A 22,834-nucleotide genomic window follows, 5' to 3' on the forward strand; every position below is an offset into this window, starting at 1 on the left:
GACGATGTGGTCACGACACCCCTTCCGACGAGCGCGAGCGTCCGCCCGTCGCCTCGACATCGTCCCCGGTCGACTCGACGGCGTCGTCGTCGGGTCGGTGTTCGCGTTCGACGACCACCGAGGTGATGCGCAGCCGGCCCTGCCGGTTGGGTCCACCCTCGGCGAGCAGGATCAGACCGTGCGAGGTGACCCGTGCCCCCGGCAGAGGGACGCGACCGAGCGCGAGACCGACCAGGCCGCTGACGGTGTCGACGTCGTCGGCGTCGATCTCGATGTCGAACAGTTCACCGAGATCCTCCACCGGCAGCCGCGACGACACCCGGTACCGGCCGTCACCCAGGTCGTCGATCGGCGACAGCTCGTCGGTGTCGTACTCGTCGTTGATCTCCCCCACGATCTCCTCGAGGACGTCCTCGATGGTGACCAGTCCGGCGATGCCGCCGTATTCGTCGACGAGCAGCGCCATGTGGTTGCGGATGCGCTGCATGTCGGCGAGAACGCGGTCGAGCGGCTTGGAATCGGGGATGAACTCCGCGGGGCGCATCGCCTCGGCCACCGCCACCGGCGGGTCGGACCGGTCGGCCCGGATGGAGCGCTCGACCAGATCCTTCAGATAGACGACGCCGAGGATGTCGTCGGGGTTCTCGCCGATCACCGGGATGCGCGAGTGACCGGAACGGGTCGCGAGGCTCATCGCCTGCGCCACCGTCTTGTCCGACTCGATCCAGATCATCTCCGGCCGGGGCACCATCACCTCCCGCGCGCAGGTGTCACCGAGATCGAAGACCGACTGAATCATCCGTCGTTCGCCGGCGTCGACGACGCCACGCGCCTCGGCCATGTCGACGAGTTCGCGGAGTTCGACCTCGGTGGCGAACGGCCCGTTGCGGAATCCCTTACCGGGGGTGATCGCGTTGCCGAGCAGGATCAGCAACCGTGTGACCGGCCGGAGCAGGAACCCGATGGCCTGCAGGACCACCGCCGACGGCAGGGCGATCGAGTAGGCGTTCTGGCGGCCGAGGGTCCGAGGTCCGACACCGACCATCACGTAGCTGACGACCGACATCGCCAGCACGACGGTGACGATGGCCCACACGCGACTGAGCTGTTCGGCGGCGAGCACCGCCACGAGCGTGGTCGCGGCGATCTCGCAGACGATGCGCATCAGGGTGGTCAGACCCACGTAGGTGGCGCGGTCGACGAGGACGGCGCGCAGTCGGGTCGAGCCGCCGCGGCCCTCGCGGATCATGTCGTCGACCCGGGCCACCGAGACGGTCAGCAGGGCGGCGTCGATCGCCGCGAACAGACCGCCGAGCGGGATCAGGGCCAGGGCGAGCAGCAGGAGCCACACGTCGGTGGGCACGGCCCTCAGAGCTCCTTGCGGTCGGTGGACTCGCGCTCGGGAGTGTGAGCAGAGGTGAAACCTATGCGGTTGAGCAGGGTGGCGTCCTTGGCCGCCTGCGCCCGCGCGCGATCGGCGGCGCGCCGATCGGCGTACCACTCGTCGATGATGCGGCCCTGGATGCCGAACATCTCCTTCTCCTCGTCGGGTTCGGCGTGGTCGTACCCGAGGAGATGCAGCACGCCGTGGACGGTGAGGACCGCCAGCTCGTGTTCGACGGGGTGGCGCGCGGTGGCCGCCTGCACCGCCGCGAACTCCGGGCACAGCACGATGTCGCCGAGCATGGCCGGTCCGGGATCGGGGGTGTCGGGACGACCGCCGGGGGTCAGCTCGTCCATCGGGAAACTCATCACGTCGGTCGGGCCGGGCAGGTCCATCCACCGCAGGTGCAGTTCTGCCATCGTCTCGTTGTCGACGAGCACCATCGACAGCTCGGCGCCGGGATGCACATCCATCTGGCCGAGCGCGTACTCGGCGACGTCGACGAGCATCCGCTCGGGGACCTCGACGCCCGACTCGTTGGAGACCTCGATGCTCATCGGGTCACGACCGCCGACCGTTGCCCGCGGCGCGACGCCCCGCGCGGTTGGCGCCGGGTGCGATGTCCTGGTTCGCCTCGAAACGACCGTAGGCGTCGACGATGTCGGCGACGAGGCGGTGTCGGACGACGTCGGCGCTGGTCAGCGTCGCGAAGTGGATGTCGTCGATGTCGGTGAGGATGCGACTGGCGGCGCGCAGCCCGCTCTCGGCGCCGCCGGGCAGGTCGACCTGGGTGACGTCTCCGGTCACCACGACCTTCGACCCGAAGCCGAGGCGGGTGAGGAACATCTTCATCTGCTCGCCGGTCGTGTTCTGGGCCTCGTCGAGGATGATGAACGCGTCGTTGAGGGTGCGGCCGCGCATGTAGGCCAGCGGCGCGACCTCGATGACCCCGGCCGCCATGAGCTTGGGGATCGCGTCGGGATCCATCATGTCGTGCAACGCATCGTGCAGGGGTCGCAGATACGGGTCGATCTTGTCGTGCAGCGTGCCGGGCAGAAAGCCGAGGCGTTCGCCCGCCTCCACCGCGGGACGGGTCAGGATGATCCGGCTGACCGACTTCGTCTGCAGGGCCTGCACGGCCTTCGCCATCGCGAGGTAGGTCTTGCCGGTACCGGCGGGACCCATGCCGAAGACGATCGTGTTGACGTCGATGGCGTCGACGTAGCGCTTCTGGTTCACCGTCTTCGGGCGGATCGACTTACCGCGCCGGGAGATGATGTCGAGGCTCAGGACCTCCGCCGGCGACTCCCCCGAACCGTCGGTGAGCATCGACACGCTCTGTCGGACCAGGTCCGGGCTCAGCGCCGTACCGCGGCGCACCACCGACACCAGTTCGGCGATGACACGTTCGGCGGTCGCGACGTCGGCCGGGGCACCGTGCAGGGTGATCCGGTTGCCGCGGACGTGGACGTCGGCCGCGAGGAGCTTCTCCAGCTCCCGCAGATTACGGTCACCGGTACCGAGCAGCCCCATGACGACGTCCGGTGCCACCTCCATACTGGATTCCGCCGACGGTCCGGCGGCTGCGCGGGGACCATTCCCGGCTGTGTGGGCATCGGTCACGTAGTGGAACTCTCATCTCGTCGGCGAACCGCGGGTACGGCTCGGTCGGGGTGCGGCATGCGCTGCTTCACTCTATCGCTGATGAACGTGGGATCTCGCGTCGATATTTCGTCCGCGCATCTCGCGTGCACCGATCCCCGTCGCCGGGAAGGGGCACGTCAGATGCCCAGGCGTCGCAGCGTCTCGCGGTGGCAGCGGCTCGCCGGATCCATGAAGGAGTCGTGCCCCTCACCGCCGACGGTGACCAGTTCGACCGACTGACCCGCCCGTCGCGCCCCGTCCACGTAGGCCATCGACATCTCCAGGGGCACCGAGGTGTCGAGTTCTCCCTGCACCACCGCGACGTGGGCGGGGAACGGCGACAGGTGCGCCGGTGAGGCGTCGCGATACCGGTGAGGGGTGGCGGCGTACTCGGCACCGATGAACGCCGCGAGCGCGGCGTGCCCGTCGGTGCCGGCACGCACGAGGTCGGAGGCGGGCGCCTGCACGACGACGGTGCTGATGGTCGATCGATCGGTGCGGGCCTGCAGCCGGGCCGCCGCCCAGAGCGCGAGCTGGCCACCCGCGGAATGACCGATCACCGAGACCCGCCCGAAATCGGCCCGGGTCGCGAGGTCGGCGGGCAGGGCTGCGCGCACCGGCCCGTCGAGCGCACGGATGGCGTTGACGACGTCGTAACCCGTTCGCGGCCAACCGCCGTCGGGTTCGCCGACCCGCCGGTACTCGATGTTCCACACGATCGCACCGCGGGCGGCGAGATCGCGCGCGACGGGCGTCTGGACCACGAGTTCGAAATCGGTCGACCAGTAGCCGCCGTGCACCATCACCACGACCGGGACCCGGGGCGGGTCCTCGCCGGCGGCGACCGGCGCGACCGTCGGGAGGTGCAGGTGTCCGAACTGCGAGTTGCGATCGCCGTAGGCGATCTTGACGCGCTCGGCAGCGGTGGACCGTACGCCGTTCACGACCGCTCCCACCGGCTCGACATCGCACCGATCGCACCCAGGGCGACGGTGCCCGCAGTCGAGGTGCGCAGCACCTCGGGTCCCATCCGCACCGACCGAGCACCGAGCGCGGTGAAATCGTCGAGCTCAGATGGGTCGATCCCGCCCTCGGGCCCCACGATCACGATCACCTCGCTCGCGTCGGCGACACCGACGGCGGTCAACGACTCGACAGCACCCTCGTGCAGGACCACAGCGACTCCTCCGGATTCGATGGACCCACTGATGATCGCGCGGATGTCGACGGTGTGCGCGACACCGGTGATCTCGGGGATGTGCGCACGCCGACTCTGCTTGGCCGCGGTCGCGGCCGCCGAGCGCCATTTCCGCAGGCCCTTCTCCTCCCGGGGCCCCACCCAACGGCTCACGCAGCGCGCGCTCTGCCACGCCACCACCCGGTCGACGCCCGCCTCGGTGGCCAGTTCGACCGCGAGCTCGGAGCGATCCGACTTCGGCAGCGCCTGCACCAGGGTCACCAGCGGCGACGGCCGCGGCACCTCTCGGCGGTCGAGCGCGGTGAGGCGCAGGCGATCCTTGGCGAGGGTGGCGACCACCTCGCAGTCGGCGACCGTACCGGCGCCGTCACCGACGGTGATGCGGTCGCCGGCGACGATCCGGGTGACGGTCACCGCATGGTGACCCTCGGTCCCGGTGAGGTCGGCGAGTGCGCCGACGGCCGGGACCTCGTCGATCCAGAACAGCGGCGGCGTCATCGTCGGCGCGGTGTCATCGGCGGCGGGTCAGCGACCCGCGAAGGCGTTGCGGAGGCGGGAGAACAGGCCCCCGTTGGTGGCTGACTGCGAGTCGACGAGTTCGAGATGCTCGTGCGTCGCGACCTCTCTGTACTGCTTGAGCTTCTGGGTCTGCTTGTGGTCGAGACGGGTCGGGACCACCACGTCGAGGTGGACGTGCACCGAGCCCCGCACCCCGGTGTGCAGGTGCGGCATGCCCTGGCCCTTGATGCGCGTGACCTGTCCGGGCTGGGTGCCCGGCTCGACCGTGACCGTCGCCGTCCCGCCCAGGACGGTGTCGATGTCGAGGCTGGCGCCGAGTGCGGCGTCGACCATGGGGACCTTGACGGTGCAGTGGAGGTCATCACCGTCACGGACGAAGACGTCGTGGGGCTTCTGGACGACCTCGACGTAGAGGTCACCGGCGGGGCCGCCGCCGGGGCCGACCTCGCCCTGACCCTGCAGACGCACCCGCATCCCCTCGCCGACGCCGGCGGGGATCTTCACCGTCATGGTCCGACGCGAGCGGACACGCCCGTCGCCCGCGCACTTGCGGCACGGGTCGGGGATGGTCTGGCCGGTGCCGCCACAGGTGGGACACGGCCGCGAGGTCATGACCTGGCCGAGGAACGACCGCTGCACCGACTGGATCTCGCCGGCGCCCTTGCAGGTGTCGCAGTTCACCGGCTTGCTGCCGTCGTGGCCACCGGAGCCCTTGCACACGTCGCACAGCACGGCGGTGTCGACGGTGACCTCTTTGCTCACACCGGCGGCACACTCGTCGAGATCGAGCTGCATCCGCAGCAGTGCGTCCGAGCCGGGCTGCACCCGACCGCGGGGGCCGCGACCACCGCCACCGGCGCCGGCGCCGAAGAACGCCTCGAACACGTCGCCGAGGCCACCGCCCCCGAAGCCCCCACCGAACCCACCGCCGGAACCGGCGGTGGCGAGCGGGTCCCCGCCGGCGTCGACGATGCGACGCTTCTCCGGATCCGACAAGACCTCGTACGCGGTCGACACCTCGGCGAACCGCTGCTGGGCGGCCTCGTCGGGGTTGACGTCGGGGTGCAGTTCGCGCGCCAACTTCCGGTAGGCGCGCTTGATCTCGGAATCACTGGAACCCGGGGCGACGCCCAGGGTCCCGTAGTAGTCACGTGCCACGCGCAGCGGTGTCCTTCACTCGTTCGAATCGTTCTTCGGGTGGTCTCGCGGTCCCGTCGCCGAGCGAGTCAGCGCTCGGCGAGGACCTCACCGACATATCTGGCAACGGCGGCGACCGACGCAATGGTTCCCGGGTAGTCCATGCGTGTGGGGCCCAGAACCCCCAGACCACCGAAAACGGTGCCCGAGGCACCGTACCCCGTGGACACGACGGCGGCGCCACGCAGGTTGGCGGTGTTCGTCTCCTCGCCGATCTGCACGGTGACCGTGCCGGGCAGCTGGGTCGCCGCGAGCAGTTTGAGGACGACCACCTGTTCCTCGAGCGCCTCGAGGACCGAGTCCATCGACCCCTGGACCGGGGTGAAGTCGGCCGCCGAGCGGGCCAGGTTCGAGGTCCCGCCGAGCACGAGGCGGTCGTCGGAACGTTCGACGAGGGTCTCCACGAGCACCGAGGCCATCCGGATCACGGCCTGACGCAGATCGTCGGGCGCAGAGTTCGCCAGTTCGGCGACCGCGTGGGACGCGACCTCGAGTCGTTGACCGTGCAACGCCGCGGAGAACATGTCGCGCAGGCGCACGATCTCCTCGTCACCGATGTCCTCGGGGACGTCGACCATCCGTTGCTCGACGCGACCGGTGTCGGTGATCACCACCAGCAGCAGACGCGACGGGGTCAAGGCGACCACCTCGAGGTGACGGACCGTCGCCGTGGACAGCACCGGGTACTGGATCACCGCGACCTGTCGAGTGAGCTGGGCCAGCAACCGCACCGACCGTCGCAGCACGTCGTCGAGGTCGACGCCGGTGTCGAGGAAGCTCAGGATGGCGCGTCGCTCCACGCTCGAGAGCGGTTTGACCTCCGAGATCCGGTCGACGAAGAGGCGATAGCCCTTGTCCGTCGGCACCCGACCGGAGCTGGTGTGCGGTTGGGCGATGTACCCCTCGGCCTCGAGCACGGCCATGTCGTTGCGGATCGTCGCGCTCGACACCCCGAGGTGGTGTCGCTCCACGAGGGCCTTCGAGCCGATCGGCTCCTGGGTCGCCACGTAGTCGGTGACGATCGCGCGCAGGACCTCGAAACGGCGTTCGTCGGTGCTGGACAAGGTGATCACCTCCATGACTCGTGCAGACCCGTGGTCTGCGGTGGTGGGTCGCGGTCGTGTCCGTCGACCACGGTGTGGCCGGGAGTCCAGTTTACGGAGGAAACAGCTCCCGGTGACCGACCCGCCCGAACGGTCCTCGCGACGCCTACGGTGGTGGCGTGATCTTCAAGGGCGTACGCAACGGCAAGCCGTATCCCGACCACGGGCTGTCGATGCGTGACTGGGCACAGATCCCGCCGAGACAGTTCCGCCTCGACCAGCTCACGACGGTCACCACGGCCCTCGCGCTGGACAAGTTGTTGTCGGAGGACAGCACGTTCTATGGCGACCTGTTCGCCCACGCCGTGCGGTGGCAGGGCGAGATGTACCTCGAGGACGGGCTGCACCGCGCGGTGCGCTCGGCGTTGCGCAACCGCCACGTCATCCACGCCCGGCTGCTCGATCTCGACGCCCTCAGGATGGACGCGGTGACCGAGACCGCACCACCCGCGCGCACCGCCGACGGCGAACCCGTGGACGCCACCGCGACCACGGCGCCCATCCTCGCCGCGCCGGCCGACACCGGGTCCGTCGACGCCCCCACCGACCCGGCTATGGGTCCGTCAGCACCTGACGGACCACCCCGTCCGCGAGCAGACGCCCACGGTTGGACAGCACCACCCGATCGCCCCCGAGCCGATCGCTCACGAGCACGGTGAGTCCCGCCTCGACGGTCTCGAGGACCCGTGCCCGCTCGGCGGCGTCGAGTTCGGACAGGGGCAATCCTGAGTCGCGACGGATCGCGAGCATCACGCGCTCGGTGTGCTTCTCGGTCTCGTCGAGCACCTCGACCGCGGCCACCGGCAGCCGACCGGCCGCCAGCGTCGACGCGTGGCGCCCCGGATGTCTCACCGTCGACCACCGCACCCCGCCGACGTGCGAGTGTGCGCCGGGACCGATGCCCCACCAGTCGGCGCTGTCCCAGTAGCCGATGTTGTGGCGACACCGCGCCTGCGGATCGCCGGCCCGCGCCCAGTTCGACACCTCGTACCACTCCATTCCGGCGGCGTGGAGTCGGGCGTCGATGGCCTCGTAGCGGTCGGCGAGCACGTCGTCGTCTGGTGCGGGCAGCTCGCCGCGCCGGACGCGTCGGGCCATCGCCGTGCCGTCCTCGACGATCAGGGCGTAGGCCGACACGTGATCGACCCCGGCGGCGAGCACCGCGTCGAGGGTCGCGTCGAGATCGGCGTCGGACTCCCCCGGCGTGCCGTAGATCACATCGAGATTGACATGGGCGAAGCCCGCCGCGGCCGCCTCGCGCGCTGCGTCGACTGCACGGCCCGGTGTGTGCACCCGATCCAACGTGGCCAGCACATGCGGTGCGGCCGACTGCATCCCGAGGGACACCCGGGTGAACCCGGCGGTGAGCAACCCGTCGAAGAACCGCGGCGACGTCGACTCGGGGTTGGACTCCGTGGTGACCTCCGCGCCGGGTGAGAGGTCGAAGTGATCGCGGACGGCGTCGAGCACCGACGCCAGTCCGGCTGCGCCCAGCAGCGACGGCGTCCCGCCGCCGACGAACACCGTCGAGACCGGTCGGGCGGGGGTCATCGCGGCCGCAGCGAGCGCGAGCTCGGTCGCGATGGCGGCATGCCAGGTGTCCGGCGAGGAGTCCGATCCCAGTTCACCGGCGGTGTAGGTGTTGAAATCGCAGTACCCGCAGCGTGTCGCACAGAACGGGACGTGGATGTAGAGACCCAGCGGCGTCGCCGGATCGCAGGCGGGGACGACCAGGTCGTGCGCCCCCGACTCGCCTCTCGTCGCGCCCGTCTCGTCCCTCGTCATCACGGCCACGTCCCCATCATCCCTCTCCGGCGGGGAATGACCGGCATCACGCATGGCGTTGGCACAGAGGACACCGCTGTGCCGATCGGTCGAGCATCTCGAGTTGCGCTCACCGTGAATCCAAATAGTCCCAAGTAGACGCCGTGAGGAGGGCCGTGGCACTATGGCGACCGTGATCTTCCCCGGGGTGTGGCTGGCCGAGCGGCGCCACATCGATCTCAAGCGCGTGTGCAGCGCTTTCTGTCTCCCCTGACGCGTCACGCCCGCAGTCTGTCCGCGATCTCACCCGATCGCCTCCTGCGCCGAGCCACGCGAAACGTCGATGGGTCCTCCGTGACCCGCCACCCCGTGGGTGCTCGCATGTCGAGCGGAGCACCGCGACCATTTCCAGGAGCCACTCGATGACCCCGACACCCCCCGCCACCGGACCCGACGCGCCCGCGCGGCGTGCCCGTCCCGTCAAACGTCGCGCCGAGGGCCAGTGGAAGCTCGGGTACCGCGAGCCGCTGAACGCCAACGAGCAGTCCAAGAAGGACGACAACCCGCTCAACGTCCGCGCCCGCATCGAGAACATCTACGCGCTGCGCGGGTTCGAGTCGATCGACAAGAGCGACCTGCGCGGGCGTTTCCGCTGGTGGGGTCTCTACACGCAACGCGCGCAGGGCTACGACGGCACGTGGACCGGCGACGAGAACCTCGACCTGCTCGAGGACAGCCATTTCATGATGCGGGTGCGCTGCGACAAGGGCGCCCTGTCCGCCGAGCAGCTGCGCACCATCGGTGAGATCTCCACCGAGTTCGCCCGCGACACCGCCGACCTCTCCGACCGCGAGAACGTCCAGTACCACTGGATCCGCATCGAGGACGTCCCCACCATCTGGAACCGCCTCGAGGCCGTCGGCCTGCAGACCACCGAGGCCTGCGGAGACTGCCCGCGTGTCGTGCTCGGGTCCCCGCTCGCCGGTGAGGCGATCGACGAGGTGCTCGACCCCACCGAGGCGATCGACGAGATCGTCCGGCGCTACATCGGCGACCCCGCCTACTCGAACCTCCCGCGCAAGTTCAAGACCGCCATCTCGGGCCTGCAGGACGTCGCCCACGAGATCAACGACATCGCGTTCATCGGGGTCGAGCACCCCGAGCACGGTCCTGGTCTCGACCTCTGGGTCGGTGGCGGACTGTCGACGAATCCGATGCTGGCCCAACGGGTCGGTGCCTGGATCCCGCTCGACGAGGTGCCCGACGTGTGGCAGGGCGTCGTCTCGCTGTTCCGCGACTACGGGTACCGGCGTCTGCGCGCCAAGGCACGCCTGAAGTTCCTGCTCAAGGACTGGGGCATGGAGAAGTTCCGCCAGGTCCTCGAGGACGAGTACCTCGGCCGGAAGCTGATCGACGGACCCGCCCCCGCGCCGCTGACCGCCCCGCGCGACCACGTCGGCGTGCAGCGACTCAAGAACGGGCTCAACGCCGTCGGGTTCGCGGCCATCGCCGGACGCGTCTCGGGCTCGACGCTGACCGCGGTCGCCGACGCCGCGGCCCGGATCGGTTCCGACCGTATCCGTTTCACCCCGTACCAGAAGCTCGTCGTCCTCGACGTCGCCGACGAGCACGTCGACGGGCTCATCGAGGAGCTGGCCGCCCATGGCCTCGACGGACGGCCGTCGCGCTGGCGCCGCAACCTCATCGCCTGCTCGGGCATCGAGTTCTGCAAGCTGTCGTTCACCGAGACCCGCAAGCGTTCCCAGAAACTCGTGCCGGAGCTCGAGGAGCGGCTCGCCGACATCGACGCCCAGCTCGATGTCCCCATCACGATCAACATCAACGGCTGCCCCAACTCGTGCGCGCGTGCCCAGATCGCCGACATCGGCTTCAAGGGCATGTTGATCGAGGACGACAAGGGCGACCACGTCGAGGGTTTCCAGGTCCACCTGGGCGGAAGTCTCGGCCAGGACGCGGGTTTCGGCCGCAAGGTCCGTCAGCACAAGGTCCCCACCGGTGAGCTCGGTGACTACGTCGACCGTGTGGTGCGCAATTTCGTCAAACACCGCTCGGAGGGGGAACGCTTCGCGGAGTGGACCCTTCGGGCCCAGGAGGAGGATCTGCGATGAGTACTGCCGTACGCATCGAGGCGCATCTGCGCGAACTCGCCGAGTCCGGCGCCCGTGACCTCGGGCCCGACGCGACCCCCGAGGAGCTGTTGCGCTGGACCGCCGAGACCTTCGGCACCGATTTCGTGGTCGCGTCGAACATGCAGGACGCCGCGCTGGTCGACCTCGCCGTCGACGCGATCGATCCCGCCTCGCTCGATCACGAGAAGCTCAAGGTGCTCTTCCTCGACACCGGCTACCACTTCGCCGAGACCCTCGGCACCCGTGACGCCGTCGAGCAGGTCTACGGCGTCGAGATCGTCAACGTCACCCCCGAGCAGACCGTCGCCGAGCAGGACGAGCTGTTGGGGCGCAACCTGTTCGCCTCCGATCCGGGAGAATGCTGCCGGTTGCGCAAGGTGGTCCCGCTGCAGCGTCAGCTGTCAAACTACAGCGCCTGGGTGACCGGTATCCGACGGGTGGAGTCACCCACCCGCGCGAACGCGCCGCTGATCTCGTTCGACGAGGGCTTCGGTCTGGTGAAGATCAACCCGATCGCGGCGTGGACCGACGAGCAGATGCAGGACTACATCGACCGGCGCGGCGTGCTGGTGAACCCCCTCGTCGACGAGGGGTACCCGTCGATCGGGTGCGCGCCGTGCACGGCGAAACCCGCGCCCGGTTCCGATCCCCGCAGCGGCCGCTGGGCCGGCCGCTCCAAGACCGAATGTGGGTTGCACGCCTCATGACCATCGAGCAGAGCACACCGACGACACCGTCGCTGGGCGGCACTCCGACGACACCGTCGCTCCACGACGGGGAGCAGTTCAGCACCCTCGACGCACTGGAGTCCGAGGCGATCCACATTTTCCGTGAGGTCGCCGGCGAGTTCGAGCGTCCGGTGATCCTGTTCTCCGGCGGCAAGGACTCGACGGTCCTGCTGCACGTGGCGATCAAGGCGTTCTGGCCGGCCCCGGTCCCGTTCTCGCTGCTGCACGTCGACACCGGGCACAACCTTCCCGAGGTCCTCGCGTTCCGCGACGAGGTGGTCGCGCGCCACAACCTGCGCCTGCACGTGGCGAGCGTCGAGGACTACCTCGCCGACGGCCGCCTGACCGAGCGGGCCGACGGCGTCCGCAACCCCCTGCAGACCGTCCCCCTGCTCGACGCCATCAACGACCACCGCTTCGACGCGGTGTTCGGCGGCGGGCGTCGCGACGAGGAACGGTCGCGGGCCAAGGAGCGGATCTTCTCGCTGCGCAACGCCTTCGGGCAGTGGGACCCCAAGCGCCAGCGACCGGAGCTATGGAACCTCTACAACGGCAAGCACGCCCCCGGCGAGCACGTCCGTGTGTTCCCGCTGTCGAACTGGACAGAGCTCGACGTGTGGCGCTACATCGCCCGCGAGCAGGTGCTGCTCCCCGGCATCTACTACGCGCACGAGCGTGACGTCTTCGAGCGTGACGGCATGTGGATGACCCCCGGGCCGTGGGGCGGTCCCCGCGACGGCGAAGAGCTGCAACGACTCTCGGTGCGGTACCGCACCGTCGGCGACGGCTCCACGACCGGCGCGGTGCTCTCCGACGCCGCCGACAACGACGCCGTCCTCGCCGAGGTCGCGGCCTCCCGGCTCACCGAGCGCGGCGCCACCCGTGGCGACGACCGCGTCTCCGAGGCGGCCATGGAAGACCGAAAGCGTGAGGGCTACTTCTGATGACCACCACCGCCTCCCCCGCCGACACCACCGGTGGGCGCGTCGAGAACTCCGATCTGCTGCGCATCGCGACCGCGGGCAGCGTCGACGACGGCAAGTCGACCCTCGTCGGCCGCCTGCTGTTCGACACCAAATCGGTTCTGGCCGATCAGATCGACGCGGTCACCCGCGCCTCGGTGGACAAGGGACTCGACACCCCCGACCTGTCGCTGCTGGTCGACGGCCTCCGCGCCGAACGCGAGCAGGGCATCACCATCGACGTGGCCTACCGCTACTTCGCCACGCCGCGACGGTCGTTCGTGCTCGCCGACACCCCTGGTCACGTGCAGTACACCCGCAACACCGTGTCGGGCGCGTCGACCGCACAGCTGGTGATCCTGCTGGTCGACGCGCGCACCGGGGTCGTCGCCCAGACGCGACGCCACGCCGCCGTCATGGCGCTGCTCGGCGTGCCGCGGCTCGTGCTCGCGGTCAACAAGATCGACCTCGTCGACGACGCGGCCACGGTGTTCGCCGAGATCAGCGCCGAGTTCGCCCGACTCACCGGCACCCTCGGATGGGACGAGGCGGACGTGCAGGCCATCCCGGTCTCGGCCCTGCGTGGCGACAACGTCGCCCACCGGTCGGCGCTGACCGACTTCTACAGCGGCCCGACCCTCATCGAGCACCTCGAGTCGGTACCGAACGTGGCCGACCGTGCGCCGGTGGGCTTCCGGTTCCCCGTGCAGTACGTCATCCGTCCCCGCACCGCCGAATACCTCGACTACCGGGGATACGCCGGTCAGGTCGCCGCGGGTCGCGTGGCCGTCGGCGACGAGGTCGTCGTGCTGCCGTCGGGCATCCGCACCACGGTGTCGGGAATCGACACCGCCGACGGATCGCTCGAGTCGGCCCACACCGGTCGCAGCATCACGGTGCTGCTCGCCGACGACATCGACATCTCGCGCGGTGACATCATCGCCGCGGTCGCCGATGCGCCGGAACCGATCTCGTCGTTCACCGCGACGGTGTGCTGGCTCGGTGACAAGCCGCTGGCGCCGGGCGCTCGTCTGCTGCTCAAGCACGGGACACTGTCGACGCCGGCGATCGTCGGGTCCCTCGACGCGCTGTTCGACGAGCAGGATCTGTCGGTGCACGACAGCCCGGAACGCCTCGAGCTCAACCAGATCGGGCGGATCACCGTGCAGACGGCCGCTCCGGTCGCGGCCGACGACTATCTCGTCAACCGCGAGACCGGCAGCTTCCTGCTGATCGATCCGCAGGGCGGCAACACCCTCGCCGCCGGCCTCGTGGGCGACGCACTGGCACCGTTGCACCTGTCCGCCCTGGCGTGACCGACGCGCTCGTCCTCGCCGCGCACGGCAGTCGAGACCCCCGTTTCGCCGTCACCGCGCGCGAGGTCACCGACGCCGTCGGCGCGGCGCTGCCCGGGACCGACGTCCACCTGGGGTTCCTCGATCTCGACGAGCCATCGGTGGCCGAGGTGCTCGCGGAGGTGGCCGGGCCGCACGTGGTGGTCGTCCCGTTGTTGTTCTCGGCCGCGTTCCACACAACCGTCGATCTGCCCGCCGCGCTCGATGCCGAGCGCGGTCGGCGTCCGGAGGTGAGGTTCACCCAGGCACCGCCGCTGGGGTCCGACCCCCGACTTCTCACCGCGCTCGCCGACCGACTGCACGCGGCGGGTCTGGCACCTGACGACGGTGTCGTGCTGTGCGCCGTGGGGAGCCGCGATCGCGATGCCGACGCCCAGTTCCACGCGGTCGCGGCAGATCTCGCCGAGCGTGTCGCATGCCGCGGTGTCGAACCACTGTTCGCCACGCGTCTGGGTCCCGAGGCCCGGTACCTCCGCGAAGCCGTCGATCGCCTCGAGGCGACGGGTGCCCGCCGGATCGTGGTGGGCCCGTACTTCCTGTCTGCGGGAACACTCACCGATCGGGTCGAGAAGGCCCTGGCCGACCTGACGGTCGGTGTCGCGATCGCCGAACCGATCGGCGCGCATCCGGGACTGATCGACACCATCTGCGACCGCTACCGCACCGCGGCCACCGGGAATCCTGGGCAAAGCCTCAGCTGATTCCGGTCGGAACACTCGGGCTGCGCTCAGGTTCGGCGCGGACGGTGGTGTCATGCACGAGAACCCCGACGACCACCAGAACCCGCACGACCACAATCCCGCCCACGCCGACGGCGACCCGTACCGGTCGAACCCGGCCTACGCGGCACCCCCGGTATACGGGAGTTTCCCGACATACGGTGCGCCGCAGCCCGACCCGGGGGCGACCGCGCCCTTCGGGACCACGCCGGCGGCCACCGCCGCCACCCCGCCGGCACCCACACCCCGGCATCGCTCCGGCACGCCGGTTCTCGTCGCCGTCCTCGCGGCCGGATTGATCGGCGGCGGTCTCGGCGCCGGCGGTGTCGCACTGCTCGACCACCGCGACTCCACCCCGGCCGCCCTGACCTCGGTCCCGTCGTCGCCGGGCACGGTGAACGCCAGCCCCGGCTCGGTCACCTACGCGGCCAAGGTCGCCTCGAAATCCACCGCCGACATCGCCGTCTCCGGGGCCCAGGGCACCGCGGTCGGCAGCGGGATCATCCTCACCGCAGACGGATACACACTCACCAACAACCACGTGGTGTCCGGCGTCGGCGACGGCGGCCGGATCCAGGTCACCCTCCCCGACGGCAGCACCCACGCCGCAACCGTCACCGGTGTCGCACCGTCCTACGACCTCGCCGTCATCAAGGTCTCCGGCGTCAGCAACCTCACCCCGGCCACCCTCGGACAGTCGAACGGACTGCAGGTCGGCCAGCAGGTCGTCGCCGTGGGCAGCCCCGAGAATCTGTCCAACACCGTCACCTCCGGCATCATCAGCGCCCTGAGCCGCACCGTGACCGCCGGCGACGAATCCGGTTCACAGGTCGCGGTCTACAACGGACTGCAGACCGACACACCGATCAACCCCGGCAATTCCGGTGGGCCACTGGTCAATCTGCAGGGTCAGGTGGTCGGCGTGAACTCCGCCGTCGACACCGGGCAGGCCTCCAGCGGCGGCGTGCAGGCCTTCGGCCTGGGGTTCTCGATCCCCGTCGACACCGCCAAGCGTGTCGCCGAACAGCTCATGCAGGACGGCACGGCCACCAAACCCGTTCTGGGCGTCTCCGGTTCCCTGTCGCAGGCCACCAACGCCTCGCAGACGAGCGTCAACGGAGCCCGCGTGGGATCGGTGTCGGCCGACGGTGCCGCCGCCCGCGCCGGCTTGCGCGCCGGCGACGTCATCACCGCCATCGACGGCAGCCCGATCAGCAACTACGCCGACCTGATGGCGCAGGTCCTGCGCCATCAGCCCGGTCAGCAGATCCCGATCACCGTCACCGACACGAGCGGGAAGTCGGAGAAACTGACCGTGACGCTGGGCAGCGCCAAGGACGACGCCACCACGACGGTGTCGACACAGTCGGCTCCGTCGCAGCAGGGTTCGCCGGATCAGGGTTCACCCGACCAGGGTTCACCCGACCAGGGGTCGCCGTTCGGGGAACTGGATCCGTTCGGGCAGTGACGCGGTGCGCCCGCTCAGCCGGCGATCGTCGGGACGCGTGTGGCGCGGACGTAGACCTCGTCTCCGTCCGACAGCGACAGCGCCTCGGCGTCGCCGCGGGTGATCTGGGCGTGGAAGTCGTCGCCGGTGGCGGCGTTGACGAGCTCCACCCGCACCTCGAAGCCCAGGTGCACGACGCGCGCCACAGTGGCCTTGAGGACGCCGGTCGCAGCGGCGGCCGAATCTGCGCCCGCCAGGGCCAGATCGGGTGAGCGCCCTACACGGATGTCGTGGGGCCGCACCAGAGAACCGTTGAGCCGGGCGACCGAACCCAGGAAGCCCATGACGAACTCGTTGGCCGGGCGGTCGTAGAGGTCGTCGGGGCTCCCGACCTGCTCGATCCGACCGCGGTTGAGGACCGCGATGCGATCGGCAACGTCGAGCGCCTCCTGCTGGTCGTGGGTGACCAGCACCGTCGTCACGTGGACGTCGTCGTGCAGTCGTCGCAGCCACTTGCGAAGATCCTCACGGACCTTAGCGTCGAGCGCGCCGAACGGCTCGTCGAGGAGCAGCACCTGCGGGTCGACGGCCAGCGCCCGCGCCAGCGCCATGCGCTGACGCTGACCGCCGGAGAGCTGTGCGGGATACCGGGTCTGGAACCCCGCCAGGCCCACCACCTCGAGCAGTTCGTCGACCTTGCGGGTCACCTCGGCCTTCGGCCGCTTGCGGATCTTCAGACCGAACGCGACGTTCTCGCGGACCGTCATGTGCTTGAACGCCGCGTAGTGCTGGAACACGAACCCGATGTCGCGGTTCTGCGGCGAGACCCGGGTGACGTCCTCGCCGTTGATGCTCACCACACCCGAGTCGAGGGAGTCCAGGCCCGCGATGGACCGCAACAGGGTGGACTTGCCCGAACCCGACGGGCCGAGCAGCGCGGTGAGCGACCCCGCCGGGATGTCCAGCGACACGTCGTCGAGGGCGGCGAAATCGCCATAGCGCTTGTTCGCGCGGGAGACCGAGATCGTCATCGTGCGTACTCCTTGTCGGCGGTGGTCGTGTCCGGCACCTGTTCGGCGGCGGGGTCGATCGTGGGAACGGGGTCGTCGGTGCTGCCGCGCCGGGCACCCTTGGCCAGTCGGCCGGCGAGTCCGCGGCGTTCGATGAGCGTCATCGCCACCAGCACCAGCAATGCGATGAGCATGAGCAGGGTCGCCGCGGCGTAGGCGCCGTACTCGTTGTAGTCGTCGGTGTAGCGCGAGGAGACCAGCAGCGTCAGGGTCTGGGAGATCCCCGGGAACCCCGACGACACGATGATCACCGCGCCGTACTCGCCGAGGCTGCGGGCGACGGTGAGGACGACCCCGTAGGTGAGTCCCCACCGGATGGCGGGCAGGGTGATCCGGCGGAAGGTCTGCCACCCGTTGGCACCGAGGGTGGCCGCGGCCTCCTCCTGCTCGGTCCCGATCTCACGGAGCACCGGCTCGACCTCGCGCACCACGAACGGGAGCGTCACGAAGATGGTGGCGAGCACCATGCCGGGCAGGCCGAAGATCACGCGGAAGCCGAGACTCTCGACACCGCCGAACCAGCCGCCGTAACCCCACAGGAGCACCAGCGAGACACCCACGACGACGGGCGAGACGGCGAACGGCAGGTCGATGATCGCCTGCACGATTCCGCGGCCGCGAAAACGACCGCGCACCAACGCGATCGCGGTGGCGATGCCGAACACGACGTTGAGCGGCACCACGATCACGACGATCAGCAGACTCAGCTGCAGCGCCGATATGGCCGCCGGCGTGGTGATCCAGTCCCAGAACTGGCCGAGGCCGTGTTCGAAGGATCGCCAGAAGATCAGCGCGACAGGGACCACAAGGAGGACGAACAGGTAGATCAGCGCGAGGGCGCGCAGACCGTAGCGCGAGGTGGGTGACAGTTTCATCGGTCGGCCCCCTCACGCTTGGCCGAGCGACGACCGACGATCCGCAGCACGAAGAGCACCACGAACGCGATCAGCAGGAGCACCACCGACACCGCCGAGGCGTCGACCGGTGCGTCGACCTCGAGTTGCTGCTGGATGTACTGCGAGGCGACCTGGGTGTCGCCGGGGATGTTGCCGCCGATGAGGACGACCGACCCGAACTCGCCGATGGCGCGGGTGAAGGCCAGACCGGCGCCGGTGAGGATGGCCGGGGCCAGCGACGGCACCACGATCTTCGTCCAGATGGTCCAGTTCGAGGCGCCGAGCGACGCGGCGGCCTCCTCGACCTCGCGGTCGACCTCGATGAGGACAGGCTGCACCTGGCGCACCACGAAGGGCAGGGTCACGAACGCCAGCGCGATCACCAGGGCGGGTTGGGTGGCGTTGAGCTGGATGTCGATGGGGCTGTTGGGTCCGTAGAGCGACAGCAGCACCAGGCTCGCGACGATGGTGGGCAACGCGAACGGCAGGTCGATCAGCGCGTTCACGATCCCCTTGCCGGGGAACTCGTCACGGACGAGCACCCAGGCGATCACCGTGCCCATCACGACGTTGATCAGAGCGACCACGATCGACACCAGCACGGTCACCCGGATCGATGCGACCGCGTTGTCGGCGGTGACCGCCGTCCAGAAGCCACTCCATCCGTCGTCGAACGACTTCGTCGTGATCGCCGCGAGCGGCAGCAGCACGATGACGGTGAGCCAGAGCCCGGCGACGCCGATACCCAGGGGGCCGGCGCCGGTGATGCGTCGGCCGCCGGCGAGTGTCGGCGCGGGCGGGGTGTCGGGCGGTTCGACCTGCACCGTGGTCATGCCTTGCCTCCTGCGTCGTAGATCCTGCTGATGGCGCCCTTGGTGCCGAACAACTCCGCGTCGACGGCCTTCCACCCGGTCAGGTCTTTCCCCTTGTTCTCGGCGGCGGTGCCCTTCCCGAGCACCTTGCCCAGGGCGGAGATGGTCCACAGCTTGTCGATGGTGCCGGGGAACAGCGAGCGGGTCGCGGCGATCACCGACGGGGTGACCGGTCGGAAGCCCTGCTGGGCCCAGATGCGTTGTCCCTCATCGGTGAAGAGGAACTCGACGAACTTCTCGGCCGACGCCTTGTCGTCGCTGGTGTTCACCACCGCGACCGGGTTCTCGATCTTGAACGTCTGCGGCGGGATCACGTAGTCGACGCGTTGGGACGCCGGGGCCGTGCCGTTCTTGCGCTGCAGCATGATCGCCTCGTTCTCGTAGCTGATGAGGACGTCGCCCTGACCCTGCTCGAACGTGGTGGTGGCCTCGCGACCCGACTTCGGGTTGACGCGGATGTGGTCGCGCACGAGGTCGCTCACGTAGGCCAGGCCGGCCTTCTCGTCGACGCCGCCGTCGCTCTTGGCCGCGAACGGCGCCAACAGGTTCCACTTGGCCGAACCGGAGCTTCCCGGGTTCGGGGTGATGACCTCGACGCCGGGCTTGAGCAGGTCGTCCCAGTCGCGGATGTTCTTGGGGTTGCCCTGGCGGACCACGAGCGCCACCACCGACCCGAACGGGGTGCTGTTGTTGGGGTGCTGGGTCTTCCAGTCCTCGTCGACCACGCCTGCCTTCACCAGTCGCGTGATGTCGGGCTCGACGGAGAAGTTGACGACGTCGGCGGGCACCCGTCGGGCGACCTTGCGCGACTGGTCACCCGACGCACCGTAGGACTGGGAGAACCCGATGTCGGACCCGGCGTCGGTGTCGCGGAACGCGGGGATGATCTTGTCGAAACCGGGTTTCGGGGTCGCGTAGGCGATGAGGTTCACGTGGTGGGAGCCGCTGGAGATGTCACGGCCGCCGGGGGTGTCGGTGGAGCCACCACCGCAGGCGGTCAGCGTCGCCACGAGGCCGACGGCCACGAGGCAGGCACCATAGGCGCGTCGGTGAGCACGCCATCGGTGGCGGCGCGGGGGACGGAGTTCGGGCACGGACACACCCTTCACGAGTGGGACGGGATTCGGCGGGGCCGGATGTCGGCGGGAGGCGGCCACGTTCGAGAGGCGACGGGCGCCGAGGGCAGCATGCGCGGGGCGCGGGGAGGACCGGGTGTCAGCGACAGTGAATGTCTGCGACACAGCGGTATTCCACTGCGAAGAGGGCCATCCGGAGGTGTGTCCGGTAGCGCGGCGATGCGATCACAGCCGGAAGATTATCAGCAGAGCAGTACGGTGCCCCGCGCTGCGAAGGCGGCGACGGTCGAGCTTCTGAGCAGGACTAACGGGTGGCGAGCCAGGCGACGAGCACCAGCACGAGGAGTGCGATCAGCGCAAGGGTGACGCGGGAACGCGGCACCTCAGGGCTCTGTCCGGGTGGTGCGCCAGGGCGCGAACCGGTCGACGAGATGCAGCACGCCGTTGACCAGTGCGTTGAGCACGATGGCGGCGAGGATCGCCAGCGGGATGAGCACCGCCAGGCTGACCAGCAGCTGCGGCACGAACGACAAACCGGTCAACCACGCCTCGACGCCGTCCCACCACGTCCGGATCCCGTTCACCGCCACAGCGTAGCGCGAACGATTTAACTCACCGTGGTTCTAAAGCGGACGGCGCCCACACCCGGCCGACCCGACGAGGTCACGCGACCCGACGCCTTGCTGTGGCGCACGGCGTGTCCCCTCACCCATGATGGACCGATGACAACCCCTGCCCACGAGGGCGCGGCCACTGCGGTCCCCGGTGCCACCGACTCGGGCCGTCCCGTACCCGGCACCCCGGGACTCGCCCACGCCTCCGACATCAGCGGCTTCACGCCGGCGACGGCGACGCACAACGCGTTCCCGCCGATCGACGACTACGCGTTCCTCTCCGACTGCGAGACGAACTGTCTGATCGCCCGCAACGGCGCGGTCGAGTGGATGTGCGTACCCCGACCGGACTCCCCGAGCGTCTTCGGCGCGATCCTCGACCGTTCGGCCGGGCATTTCAAGGTCGCACCGTACGGCGTCAACGTGCCGGTCGATCGCCGCTACCTGCCCGGCAGCCTGATGGTCGAGACCACATGGCAGACCGACACCGGCTGGATGATCGTGCGCGACGCACTGGTCATGGGCCCCTGGCACGACAACGACACCCGCTCGCGCACGCATCGGCGGACGCCGACCGACTGGGATGCCGAGCACATCCTGCTGCGCACGGTGCGCTGTGTCAGCGGCACGGTCGAGGTGGCGGTCAGCTGCGAACCGGCCTTCGACTACCACCGCGGCACCACCACGTGGGAGTACTCCGGCCCGGCCTACGGCGAGGCGATCGCCACCGCGTCCGACACCACCCACCCGTCGCCGACGTTGAAGCTGACCACGAACTTCAAGCTCGGACTCGAGGGCCGCGAGGCCCGGGCCCGGTCGCGACTGAACGAGGGCGACAACCGGTTCATCGCGCTGAGCTGGTCGTCGCAGCCCGCGCCGCAGAACTGGGAGGAGGCGGCGCAGAAGATGTGGGCGACCTCGGAGTCGTGGCGCCAGTGGATCAACATCGGCTCGTTCCCCGACCATCCGTGGCGGGGACACCTGCAGCGCAGTGCGTTGACACTCAAGGGGCTCACCTACTCGCCCACCGGCGCACTGCTCGCCGCGGCCACCACGTCGCTGCCGGAAACGCCCGGCGGCGAACGCAACTGGGATTACCGCTACGCCTGGGTACGCGATTCGACCTTCGCCCTGTGGGGGCTCTACACCCTCGGGCTCGACCGCGAGGCCGACGACTTCTTCTCCTTCATCGCCGACGTGTCCGGAGCGACCAACGGCGAACACCATCCCCTGCAGGTGATGTACGGCGTCGGGGGCGAGCGCACCCTCGACGAGGAGGAGCTGCACCACCTCTCGGGATACGACGGCGCCCGACCGGTCCGCATCGGCAACGGCGCGTACAACCAGTCGCAGCACGACATCTGGGGCACCATGCTCGATTCGGTGTATCTCAACATGAAGTCGAACGAGACGATCTCGGAGACCCTGTGGCCGGTCCTCAAGGCGCAGGTCGAGGAGGCGGTGAAGCACTGGCGCAAACCCGATCGCGGTATCTGGGAGGTGCGCGGCGAACCGCAGCACTTCACCTCGTCGAAGGTGATGTGCTGGATCGCGCTGGACCGCGGGGCACGGCTGGCCACCATGCACGGCGAGAAGTCGTATGCGCAGACGTGGGCGCAGATCGCCGACGAGATCAAGGCCGACATCCTCGAACACGGCGTCAACGACAAGGGCGTGTTCACCCAGCGCTACGGCAGCGACGCCCTCGACGCGTCGCTGCTACTGGTGCCGCTGCTGCGATTCATGCCGTCCGACGACGAGCGGGTCCGCAACACCGTCCTCGCCATCGCCGACGAACTCACCGAGAACGGCCTGGTGCTGCGCTACCGCGTCGAGGAGACCGACGACGGACTCTCCGGCGAGGAGGGCACGTTCACCATCTGCTCGTTCTGGCTGGTGTCGGCACTGGTGGAGATCGGCGAGCTGACCCGGGCCAAGCACCTGTGCGAGCGGTTGCTGAGCTACTCGAGTCCGTTGAAGCTCTACGCCGAGGAGATCGACTCCAACACCGGACGCCACCTCGGCAACTTCCCGCAGGCGTTCACCCACCTGGCGCTCATCAACGCGGTCATGCACGTCATCCGCGCCGAGGAGGCCGGCTCGCACGGCACGTTCGTGCCCGCCAACGCCTGAGAC

The 22,834-nt window shown here is 69.4% G+C and carries 21 protein-coding genes; 8 read left to right on the forward strand and 13 right to left on the reverse strand.

Features of this window, described 5'->3' with window-relative positions; translation table 11 throughout:
* Nucleotides 1-10 precede the first annotated feature (10 nt).
* The 7 genes from TU34_RS12670 to hrcA all read right to left on the reverse strand — a co-directional run bounded on the left by TU34_RS12670 (nt 11) and on the right by hrcA (nt 7,006).
* Nucleotides 11-1,363, reverse strand: coding sequence for a hemolysin family protein (locus TU34_RS12670; RefSeq protein ID WP_045823170.1), 1,353 nt, complete (start codon nt 1,361-1,363; stop codon nt 11-13).
* 5 nt (nt 1,364-1,368) lie between these two features.
* On the reverse strand, nt 1,369-1,941 hold the full coding sequence (gene ybeY / locus TU34_RS12675) for an rRNA maturation RNase YbeY (RefSeq protein ID WP_045823171.1): 573 nt from the start codon (nt 1,939-1,941) through the stop codon (nt 1,369-1,371).
* Between the two features lie 4 nt (nt 1,942-1,945).
* Nucleotides 1,946-2,941 carry a PhoH family protein gene (locus TU34_RS12680; protein WP_082080220.1) on the reverse strand — a complete coding sequence of 332 codons (996 nt, stop codon included), beginning with the start codon at nt 2,939-2,941 and terminating at the stop codon, nt 1,946-1,948.
* A 224-nt stretch (nt 2,942-3,165) separates the two neighbouring features.
* The gene (locus tag TU34_RS12685) at nt 3,166-3,972 is read right to left on the reverse strand and encodes an alpha/beta hydrolase family protein (protein ID WP_045823342.1); all 807 of its coding nucleotides are present in this window, start codon (nt 3,970-3,972) and stop codon (nt 3,166-3,168) included.
* A complete protein-coding gene (locus TU34_RS12690) occupies nt 3,969-4,724 on the reverse strand; it encodes a 16S rRNA (uracil(1498)-N(3))-methyltransferase (RefSeq protein WP_045823173.1) in 756 nt (251 codons plus the stop codon). The genes TU34_RS12685 and TU34_RS12690 overlap by 4 nt, the downstream gene beginning before the upstream one ends.
* Nucleotides 4,725-4,751: 27 nt before the next feature.
* Nucleotides 4,752-5,903, reverse strand: a complete 1,152-nt coding sequence (dnaJ, locus tag TU34_RS12695; RefSeq protein WP_045823174.1) for a molecular chaperone DnaJ — start codon at nt 5,901-5,903, stop codon at nt 4,752-4,754.
* Nucleotides 5,904-5,971: 68 nt separating this feature from the next.
* Nucleotides 5,972-7,006, reverse strand: coding sequence for a heat-inducible transcriptional repressor HrcA (gene hrcA, locus TU34_RS12700; RefSeq protein WP_045823343.1), 1,035 nt, complete (start codon nt 7,004-7,006; stop codon nt 5,972-5,974).
* A 158-nt stretch (nt 7,007-7,164) separates the two neighbouring features.
* On the opposite strand from hrcA, the gene TU34_RS12705 reads away from it, so the two are divergent.
* Nucleotides 7,165-7,704 carry a type II toxin-antitoxin system VapB family antitoxin gene (locus tag TU34_RS12705; RefSeq protein WP_045823175.1) on the forward strand — a complete coding sequence of 180 codons (540 nt, stop codon included), beginning with the start codon at nt 7,165-7,167 and terminating at the stop codon, nt 7,702-7,704.
* On the opposite strand, the gene hemW is transcribed toward TU34_RS12705, so the two are convergent.
* The gene (gene hemW / locus TU34_RS12710; RefSeq protein ID WP_045823344.1) at nt 7,598-8,830 is read right to left on the reverse strand and encodes a radical SAM family heme chaperone HemW; all 1,233 of its coding nucleotides are present in this window, start codon (nt 8,828-8,830) and stop codon (nt 7,598-7,600) included. The genes TU34_RS12705 and hemW overlap by 107 nt on opposite strands.
* A gap of 401 nt (nt 8,831-9,231) precedes the next feature.
* Here hemW and TU34_RS12715 point away from each other — a divergent pair, with 401 nt between their 5' ends.
* From TU34_RS12715 to TU34_RS12740, 6 genes are read left to right on the forward strand one after another with little or no spacing between them, the layout of a single operon-like run.
* The gene (locus tag TU34_RS12715) at nt 9,232-10,938 is read left to right on the forward strand and encodes a nitrite/sulfite reductase (RefSeq protein ID WP_082080222.1); all 1,707 of its coding nucleotides are present in this window, start codon (nt 9,232-9,234) and stop codon (nt 10,936-10,938) included.
* Nucleotides 10,935-11,666, forward strand: coding sequence for a phosphoadenylyl-sulfate reductase (locus tag TU34_RS12720; RefSeq protein ID WP_045823177.1), 732 nt, complete (start codon nt 10,935-10,937; stop codon nt 11,664-11,666). The genes TU34_RS12715 and TU34_RS12720 overlap by 4 nt, the downstream gene beginning before the upstream one ends.
* Nucleotides 11,663-12,631 (forward strand): sulfate adenylyltransferase subunit CysD, encoded by a 969-nt coding sequence (cysD, locus tag TU34_RS12725; RefSeq protein WP_045823178.1) that lies wholly within the window; start codon nt 11,663-11,665, stop codon nt 12,629-12,631. The genes TU34_RS12720 and cysD overlap by 4 nt, the downstream gene beginning before the upstream one ends.
* Nucleotides 12,631-13,965 (forward strand): sulfate adenylyltransferase subunit 1, encoded by a 1,335-nt coding sequence (locus TU34_RS12730; RefSeq protein ID WP_045823179.1) that lies wholly within the window; start codon nt 12,631-12,633, stop codon nt 13,963-13,965. The genes cysD and TU34_RS12730 overlap by 1 nt, the downstream gene beginning before the upstream one ends.
* Nucleotides 13,962-14,705: a sirohydrochlorin chelatase gene (locus TU34_RS12735; RefSeq protein ID WP_045823180.1), complete on the forward strand. Its 744-nt coding sequence runs from the start codon at nt 13,962-13,964 to the stop codon at nt 14,703-14,705. The genes TU34_RS12730 and TU34_RS12735 overlap by 4 nt, the downstream gene beginning before the upstream one ends.
* A gap of 52 nt (nt 14,706-14,757) precedes the next feature.
* The gene (locus tag TU34_RS12740) at nt 14,758-16,191 is read left to right on the forward strand and encodes a S1C family serine protease (protein ID WP_052688899.1); all 1,434 of its coding nucleotides are present in this window, start codon (nt 14,758-14,760) and stop codon (nt 16,189-16,191) included.
* A gap of 14 nt (nt 16,192-16,205) precedes the next feature.
* Here TU34_RS12740 and TU34_RS12745 read toward each other — a convergent pair whose 3' ends face one another.
* From TU34_RS12745 to TU34_RS12765, 5 genes are all read right to left on the reverse strand, one after another.
* Nucleotides 16,206-17,201 carry a sulfate/molybdate ABC transporter ATP-binding protein gene (locus TU34_RS12745; RefSeq protein WP_045823181.1) on the reverse strand — a complete coding sequence of 332 codons (996 nt, stop codon included), beginning with the start codon at nt 17,199-17,201 and terminating at the stop codon, nt 16,206-16,208.
* The gene (gene cysW / locus TU34_RS12750; RefSeq protein WP_045823182.1) at nt 17,198-18,115 is read right to left on the reverse strand and encodes a sulfate ABC transporter permease subunit CysW; all 918 of its coding nucleotides are present in this window, start codon (nt 18,113-18,115) and stop codon (nt 17,198-17,200) included. The genes TU34_RS12745 and cysW overlap by 4 nt, the downstream gene beginning before the upstream one ends.
* On the reverse strand, nt 18,112-18,969 hold the full coding sequence (gene cysT, locus TU34_RS12755) for a sulfate ABC transporter permease subunit CysT (RefSeq protein ID WP_045823183.1): 858 nt from the start codon (nt 18,967-18,969) through the stop codon (nt 18,112-18,114). The genes cysW and cysT overlap by 4 nt, the downstream gene beginning before the upstream one ends.
* Complete coding sequence (locus tag TU34_RS12760; RefSeq protein ID WP_045823184.1) at nt 18,966-20,033, reverse strand: sulfate ABC transporter substrate-binding protein; 1,068 nt, start codon at nt 20,031-20,033, stop codon at nt 18,966-18,968. Before TU34_RS12760 ends, cysT begins: the two co-directional genes overlap by 4 nt.
* A 434-nt stretch (nt 20,034-20,467) precedes the next feature.
* Nucleotides 20,468-20,668, reverse strand: a complete 201-nt coding sequence (locus tag TU34_RS12765) for a hypothetical protein (protein ID WP_045823346.1) — start codon at nt 20,666-20,668, stop codon at nt 20,468-20,470.
* Nucleotides 20,669-20,701: 33 nt separating this feature from the next.
* Here TU34_RS12765 and TU34_RS12770 point away from each other — a divergent pair, with 33 nt between their 5' ends.
* Nucleotides 20,702-22,831: a glycoside hydrolase family 15 protein gene (locus TU34_RS12770; protein ID WP_420835180.1), complete on the forward strand. Its 2,130-nt coding sequence runs from the start codon at nt 20,702-20,704 to the stop codon at nt 22,829-22,831.
* Nucleotides 22,832-22,834: the final 3 nt, after the last annotated feature.

The sequence above is a fragment of the Williamsia herbipolensis genome, from assembly GCF_000964005.1.
Classification (GTDB): domain Bacteria; phylum Actinomycetota; class Actinomycetes; order Mycobacteriales; family Mycobacteriaceae; genus Williamsia_A; species Williamsia_A herbipolensis.